Source organism: Enterococcus rivorum (genome assembly GCF_001742285.1).
Classification (GTDB): domain Bacteria; phylum Bacillota; class Bacilli; order Lactobacillales; family Enterococcaceae; genus Enterococcus_L; species Enterococcus_L rivorum.
The window spans coordinates 1-7699 of sequence record NZ_MIEK01000061.1; the positions used below are offsets into that span (position 1 = coordinate 1).

At 35.5% G+C, this 7699-nt stretch carries 5 protein-coding genes and 2 tRNA genes; 6 read left to right on the plus strand and 1 reads right to left on the minus strand.

The features are described 5' to 3' along the window. The first annotated feature begins 21 nt into the window (after positions 1-21). The 4 genes from BCR26_RS15740 to BCR26_RS15755 all read left to right on the plus strand — a co-directional run bounded on the left by BCR26_RS15740 (position 22) and on the right by BCR26_RS15755 (position 3402). A tRNA-Arg gene (locus BCR26_RS15740) sits at positions 22-95 on the plus strand. A 99-nt stretch (positions 96-194) separates the two neighbouring features. Further along, positions 195-268, plus strand: a tRNA-Pro gene (locus BCR26_RS15745). A gap of 172 nt (positions 269-440) precedes the next feature. Next, the gene (locus tag BCR26_RS15750) at positions 441-908 is read left to right on the plus strand and encodes a CtsR family transcriptional regulator (RefSeq protein ID WP_069699914.1); all 468 of its coding nucleotides are present in this window, start codon (positions 441-443) and stop codon (positions 906-908) included. A gap of 4 nt (positions 909-912) precedes the next feature. Continuing rightward, positions 913-3402, plus strand: a complete 2490-nt coding sequence (locus tag BCR26_RS15755) for an ATP-dependent Clp protease ATP-binding subunit (RefSeq protein WP_069699915.1) — start codon at positions 913-915, stop codon at positions 3400-3402. Between the two features lie 116 nt (positions 3403-3518). On the opposite strand, the gene BCR26_RS15760 is transcribed toward BCR26_RS15755, so the two are convergent. Then, positions 3519-4259 carry a class A sortase gene (locus BCR26_RS15760; protein ID WP_069699916.1) on the minus strand — a complete coding sequence of 247 codons (741 nt, stop codon included), beginning with the start codon at positions 4257-4259 and terminating at the stop codon, positions 3519-3521. 249 nt (positions 4260-4508) lie between these two features. Here BCR26_RS15760 and BCR26_RS15765 point away from each other — a divergent pair, with 249 nt between their 5' ends. Next, positions 4509-5297, plus strand: a complete 789-nt coding sequence (locus BCR26_RS15765; RefSeq protein ID WP_069699917.1) for a hypothetical protein — start codon at positions 4509-4511, stop codon at positions 5295-5297. 570 nt (positions 5298-5867) lie between these two features. Further along, positions 5868-7526, plus strand: a complete 1659-nt coding sequence (locus BCR26_RS15770) for a peptide ABC transporter substrate-binding protein (protein WP_084387171.1) — start codon at positions 5868-5870, stop codon at positions 7524-7526. The last annotated feature ends 173 nt before the right edge of the window (positions 7527-7699 follow it).

A 7699-nucleotide genomic window follows, 5' to 3' on the forward strand; every position in this document is an offset into this window, starting at 1 on the left:
AAAGCAGTAGTAACATGATTCGCACCCATAGCTCAACTGGATAGAGTGTTTGACTACGAATCAAAAGGTTAGGGGTTCGACTCCCTTTGGGTGCATTAAGCAAAATAAATGATTAAATAAAATTATCGTTACAAATTGTTGTGTTAACTTTAACCTTAATTTTGACGGGGATTTTTTTTATTTGTTCATAGCTACGGGAAGTAGCTCAGCTTGGTAGAGCACTTGGTTTGGGACCAAGGGGTCGCAGGTTCGAATCCTGTCTTCCCGATTATTGAAGAAGAGGTAGATTACCTCTTTTTTTTGTATATTTTTATATTTAGTAGAGACTGAAGCAGAAATAAATTCTGGCTTTTTTATTAAATAGTTCATTCTCCTTTATTTAAGGGCGATTTTTAGGTATAATTATGGTCAGTATTAGTCAAGGGAAAAGGATGAATGACATGAGTAATCAGAATACTTCGGATTTAATAGAGGCTTACCTCAAAAAAATTTTAGAAGAAAGTAGTAAAATTGAGATTCGCAGAGCAGAAATGGCTCACTTGTTTAATTGTGTTCCATCCCAGATTAATTATGTGATTAATACTCGCTTCACGATTCAACGAGGTTATTCTGTTGAAAGTAAACGTGGTGGTGGTGGGTATATTCGAATTGCTAAGATACAAATCTCTGATAGTAATCATTTACTGAAGCAAATGGCTCAATTTGTTGGACAAGATTTGTCTGAAAAGGACGCGCTGATTTTGATTCAAAAATTATATGAAGAAGAAGTTATTACAAAAAGAGAAGGAAATCTTATGCTTTCAGTGCTTGGTAAGCAAGTGTTTGGGAAAGTGGTACCACATGAAAATGTATTAAGAGCTCAATTAATGCAGCTATTCTTAGAGCGTTTGAGTTATGAGGAGGAATGAAAAAATGGATGAATTATTTACCGAGAGTGCCAAGGCCGTTTTGGCTATCGCTCAAGAAGAAGCTAAGTATTTTAGACATCAATCGATTGGTTCTGAACATTTGTTGTTAGCTTTAGTGTTGGAACCGAATGGTATTGCTGGGAAAACCTTGCGTCAATTAAATACAAATAAAAATGATATTAGAGAAGAGATTGAGCATTTAACTGGTTATGGAACAGTAAAAAGTTATCCCAAAGGTAGTTATCTTCCTTATTCTCCTCGAGCAAAGCAGATTTTTTCTTATGCCGGCGATGAAGCTAAGCGTTTAGGTGCTTCTAATATAGGAACCGAGCATATTTTATTAGGTTTATTGAGAGATGAAGAGATATTGGCTTCTCGTATTTTGCTGAACTTAGGTTTAAGTTTGTCAAAAATGCGTCAATTATTGCTGAAAAAGATGGGTATTACAGACCCTCAAATGAGCGGAGCTTTAGGAAGAAATAGAAACAATCAATCACAAAAACAAGTACCAGCAGGAACGCCTACATTGGATTCTTTAGCAAGAGATTTGACAAAGCTAGCAAGAGAAAATACATTAGATCCAGTCGTGGGTCGCGCAAGAGAAGTTCGTCGATTGATTCAAATTTTAAGTCGTAGAACGAAAAATAATCCTGTTTTAGTAGGAGAACCAGGTGTAGGTAAAACAGCCATTGCAGAAGGTTTAGCGCAAAAGATTGTAAATGGTGAAGTCCCTAAAGAAATGCAGCAAAAAAGATTGATGATGTTGGATATGGGGGCATTAGTTGCTGGAACGAAGTACCGTGGTGAGTTTGAAGACCGTCTAAAAAAAGTTGTAGATGAAATCTATAAAGATGGCGAAGTGATTCTGTTTATCGACGAACTACACACACTAATAGGTGCTGGTGGAGCAGAAGGTGCGATTGATGCGTCTAATATTTTAAAACCAGCTTTGGCTAGAGGGGAGCTTCAAACGATTGGAGCTACTACATTAGATGAATACCAAAAATATATTGAAAAAGACTCTGCATTAGAAAGACGTTTTGCTCGTGTTCAAGTAGATGAACCAACAGAGGAAGAAGCAGAGGAAATTTTAAAAGGGTTACGCTCACGTTATGAAGAACATCATAGTGTAGAGATTACAGACGAAGCGTTGCATGCTGCGGTACAGTTGTCTGTGCGCTATATCAATTCTAGACAGTTACCTGATAAAGCGATTGATTTAATGGATGAATCGGCAGCAAAAGTTCGATTGGATCGGGCGGATGAACCGTCTGAAATAAATGATTTGCGCAATGAGATTATTCGTCTGGTGCAACAGAAAGAGGAAGCTATCCAACAACAGTCTTTTGAAAGTGCGGCTGCATTAAGAAAGAAAGAAAAGAAATTGGTTGGAAAATTGGAAGCTCTTTTGATCATTGAAGAGAAAGAAGCTTTAGGCTATGGAAATAAAGTAACAGAAGAAGATGTGGCGATTGTTGTCTCTCAATGGACGGGTGTTCCATTACAGCAGTTAGAGAAGAAAGAAAGTGCTCGTTTATTAGAATTGGAGAAAATTTTACATCATCGTGTAGTTGGACAAGATGAGGCAGTGAAATCGGTCTCTAGAGCTATTCGTAGGGCGCGTAGTGGGTTGAAAGATCCAGATCGGCCAATTGGTTCATTTATGTTCTTAGGGCCTACAGGGGTTGGGAAAACAGAATTAGCAAAAACACTGGCAGAAGCTATGTTTGGAAATGAAGATGCTTTAATTCGAGTAGACATGTCTGAATTTATGGAAAAATACAGTACTAGTCGTTTAATTGGTTCTCCTCCAGGCTATGTAGGTTATGAAGAGGGTGGCCAATTGACAGAAAAAATTCGTCAAAAACCATACTCAGTTATTTTGTTAGATGAAGTAGAAAAAGCTCATCCAGATGTATTTAATATTTTGTTGCAAGTCTTGGATGATGGCTATTTAACGGATTCTAAAGGCCGGAAAGTTGATTTTAGAAATACGATTTTAATTATGACTTCTAATATAGGTGCAACGGCTATCCGGGATGAAAAAAATGTCGGTTTTAATGTAAAGGATATTACTAAAGATCACGAGGCAATGCAAAAACGAATTTTAGAAGAGTTGAAAAAGACTTTCCGTCCAGAATTCTTAAACCGAATAGATGAAACGGTAGTTTTCAGATCATTAGATCAGGAAGAAATTCATGAAATTGTAAAAATTATGAGTAAAGCGATTGTTAAGCGTATGAAGGATCAAGATGTGAATATTAAGATTACTCCAGCAGCAATCGATGTGATTGGCAAGGTTGGGTTTGATCCAGAATACGGGGCAAGACCTATTCGCCGCGCTTTACAAAAAGAAGTAGAGGATCGTTTAAGTGAAGCTTTACTTTCAGGGCAAATTCATCTAGGAGATAAAGTCACAATAGGTGCCAAAAAAGGAGAAATTACTTTAACTGTAAAAGCGCCTAAAAAAGAGGAAATGTTGCAAATGGTCTAAGAGACTTCTAAAAAATGACTGTTAGCAAGTCAGAAAAATAAAAAATAAGGATTATGCAGAGTTTAAATGACCCTGTGTAATCCTTATTTATTAAGATATTAGCTTTTAGTATTTTATTAAAGGGTGAGTTGCTCCATTTGGAAAGCTGCGGTCATTTCCTTATTAGCTTCTTTGATAGGAGTTACTTTATCCAACTCTCCTTGAACAATGACTCTGGTTGTAGCGTCCATGTCACCACATGTAACCAGGGTAATCATTTTTTTTCCAGGAATATCTTCAATTAGATCAACTCTGGTTGGCTCTACTTTTTCAACAAAAGTCGCTTTATAAGTATAAATATTTGTTAGGTCCGTGATGTAAATTAATTCCCCAATCTGGATTCTTTCTATAGGTGAAAAAAGAGAGACACCATCTTGGATACGGTGACTAGCAAGGGTATAATTCCCCTCACCGCCCATTTGTTGCTCGGGCTTCATGGTTCCGGCACCTGTTAAAAGTGCAACATTAGATAGACCTTTAAAAATAGGTAAATTAATTTTTACGGTTGGAACGGCAACAGCGCCTATTACAGGTAAACTTTTATTTGCTAACTGGGCTCTCAGCACTGCTTCTGTACTTAGAGATTCAACGGCATCGAAATCAAATGAAGCTTCTTGGTTCATATTTTTTTCGATTTCTTGAGGGGTTAATTTGGTTACCGCATAAGCTTGTCCATTTTGCTGAATTAGCCAATTTCTAATTTGGGTATTGAAGATTAGTGCTAACCCAATAAGAAGCATTACAAACAAAAGGATGTTTACTAGCCAGTTTTTCTTATTCGACTTATTTTTTGTATGTCTATTTTTTCTTGAGGCCATTGTCCCCCTCCTATTCTTTATCTAGTTTATCATAGGGATGATAGAAGAGCCAAAGTTTTTTACGCCAGAAGGAAAAAAATTGAAAAAATTAACATTTTTAAACAATTTATTAATGAAATATTTTTAAGAAATGAAGAAAGCGCTATTTTTAGGTGTTGTAACTGAATCTTAAAGGAAAAGAAACAAGCTTTTATTGACAAAATATTGTAGAATATAATAGGACGTATATTTTTAAAGGGGGTGGCTTGAATGGTAGATTTGATTTATGTACATATTAATGTAACGAGTAACGCAGTCCTATCGAAAGGGATTGCTCATGAAGAGTTTATGCATTCAATTGTCCATCATCCAAACAATATTTTATTATTAAATCCATCGGCAGACGAAGGGGAATATGATCTACATACAGGTTTAAAAATTGTTAAGGGTGAAAGTAATGTAAATGACTATTTTTCAGCTCTTCGTAGAAGAAAATTGAATGAAGAGATCAAATGGATTGATTTTTCTGACGTGACTTTGTTAAAAGAGTTAACACCTTTAGAAATCTCTGAATTATTGTATTTTGGTCATATGAAGAATAGTTTACATTCGCCATTTTTCTATAAATTACAGAATGATTTTGTTTTTTTTGAGTTTGCAGATAATATGAGTCGAGTCTATTATCGCTATATTGAGGAGTTCTATCGAATTTTGGCGGATAAAATTAGCCGTGTGGTGTTGGAAAAAGTAAATGATAAAAAGACGTTTTTCCGAAGAGGAACTCCTGTTGATAAGTTGAATAGTGATTTATTAAAAGAAATGAAGCCGATTCTACAAGAGGGCGTGGTATTTTGTTTCCATCAGACAGAGGTAAAAGGAAATGAGTATCAAATTCCAATTCATATTGTAGAAGATTCGTTGTGGAAAACAAAAAATTTTGTTTACCGAAATGAACCTATTTTAGCAACGTTGATTTATAATACAGCTAAAAGAAGCTGGCGGTTGAAGCAGGAAGAGGATTTTGGGTTAAACAATTTGATTCAGCGAGGATCAATATAGACGTTAGGAATTATTATTTTGATACTCTAAAATTGACTTTTGAAGAGGAAAGGCGAGGCTCAATGAGTTTCGCCTTTCCTCTGTTTATCGTAGATGTTAGCTAAAAAAATGAAAAGTAGGGATCATTTTTGTGAAAGGGGCAGCACAATAACTATCTAGGGAAATTAAAAAAAGACGTGATAAATAGTTGTTCTTTATTAGGTTGTTTATTTTATATTATGTGTAAGAAGTTTATTTAGATGATTATGATAAGCTCGATCTAAATTAGATAGCAGAGTCGGATAAAATAGAGAATTACCCATTAACCTAAAGTGAAACTGAGAAGGGATAGCTTTTCATATGTATCATCTGACGATCTATTCAAATTGGCTCGTACATTTTTTTTGTGCTGATTGATGGAAACAAGTAAAATCAATTGTATAAAATAACAAATTATTGGCTATTAATAGTGTGTGAATATAAAAAATGTTTTATTTTGTTAAATGTTTCAAATTGGCTGTTATCTTTTATTGCCAGAAGTTTATTAGTTTGTTATATTTTAATAGAACTATAAAGAAAGTTGGGGATTTTATGAAATTGAATAGACGCGTTCTTTTAGGTGCATTAGCTTTATGTAGCCTTTCTTTGGCTGCGTGTGGAGGAAAAGTTGATGAATCGAAGAAAGAGTCAAACAAAGAAACTGGTTCAGAACAAGTGTACAATTTTATTGAAAGGCAAGAGATGCCAACTGCGGATCCATCGTTAGCGACAGATGAAGTAAGTTTCAATACAATAAATAACGTCTACGAAGGGATTTATCGCCTGGATAAAGACAATCGCTCACAGCCAGCTGGTGCCGCAGAAATGGCTGAAGTTAGCGAAGATGGATTGACTTACAAGGTAAAATTGAGAGAAGATGCAAAATGGTCAGATGGACAGTCTGTAAAAGCAGAAGACTATGTGTTTAGTTGGCAGAGAACGGTTGATCCAGCAACTGCTTCAGAATATGCATATATTTTCGAGGCTGTAAAAAATGCTGGCAAGATTACCAAGGGAGAATTGAAAAAAGAAGAATTAGGCATTAAAGCAATCGGTGATTACGAGCTTGAAATTACGTTAGAAAAAGTAACACCTTTCTTTGACTATTTGCTTGCTTTACCGAATTACTTCCCGCAAAGAAAAGATATTGTTGAAAAATTTGGTAAGGATTACACAGTAAAAAGTGAAAATGCTGTCTATAATGGTCCGTTTGTTTTAGAAGATTTTGATGGTCCAGGATCTGATACTAATTGGAAATATGTGAAAAATGATAATTATTGGGATAAAGAAACCGTTAAGTTAGAAAAAATCAATGTTGATGTTGTAAAAGAAGCGCCGACTGCATTGAATTTATTCCAAGATGGACAAGCAGATGATACTTATTTATCTGGTGAATTAGCGCAACAAATGAAAGAAGATCCAAATTACCTGACATTGAAACTAGCTTCTACTTTCTATTTGGAATCAAATCAACAGGATGAAAAATCACCTTTCCGAAACGCTAATTTACGTAAAGCCATTTCTTATGCTATCGATCGTGAGGCATTAGTGACACAAATTTTAGCGAACGGTTCAACGGTACCTAAAGGGCTAGTTCCTGCTGATTTTGTTTTTGATCCTAAAAATAATGAAGATTTCACTAAAGAGGCAAAAGATGTCGTTTCTCATGATGTGAAGAAAGCGAAAGAATATTGGGATAAAGCGAAGAAAGAATTAGGCATTTCTTCTCTAGAATTTGACTTGTTAGTAGATGATACTGCGAATGCGAAAAAGATGTCTGAATATTTACAAGGCGCATTGTCAGAGGCTTTACCAGGCATGAAGCTAACGGTAAGTTCTGTACCGTTTTCTGTTCGTTTGGATCGTATGTCAAAAGGCGATTTCCAAATTGCAACATCAGGTTGGTTTGCGGATTATGCTGATCCAAGCAGTTTCTTAGATTTATTTGTGACCGATAATTCCTATAATCGTGGACACTATTCTAACGAAAAATATGATGCATTAGTGAAAAGTGCCTCTACAACAAATGCTAATAAACCGGAGGAACGTTGGCAAGATATGCTTGATGCAGAAAAAGTAATTATGGACGATCAAGGGGTCATTCCGGTATTCCAAGCGGCTGAAGCACGTCTTCGTGCGGAGAAAGTTAAAAATGTTGTAAATCATTCAACAGGTGCGAAATATGATTACAAATGGGCCTATATCGAATAGGCTAGTAAAAGACTGACTGAATAGAAAACAAAACTCTGAAAAATCTTACTACAGATTTTTCAGAGTTTTTTTGCATCGCCGATAGTAAAATTAAGCTAGACAACTAAAAAAGTCATTTGTGCTACACTCAAAATAGTTCTGACGAAAGAATTATAAGGAGTGAAGACAAATGA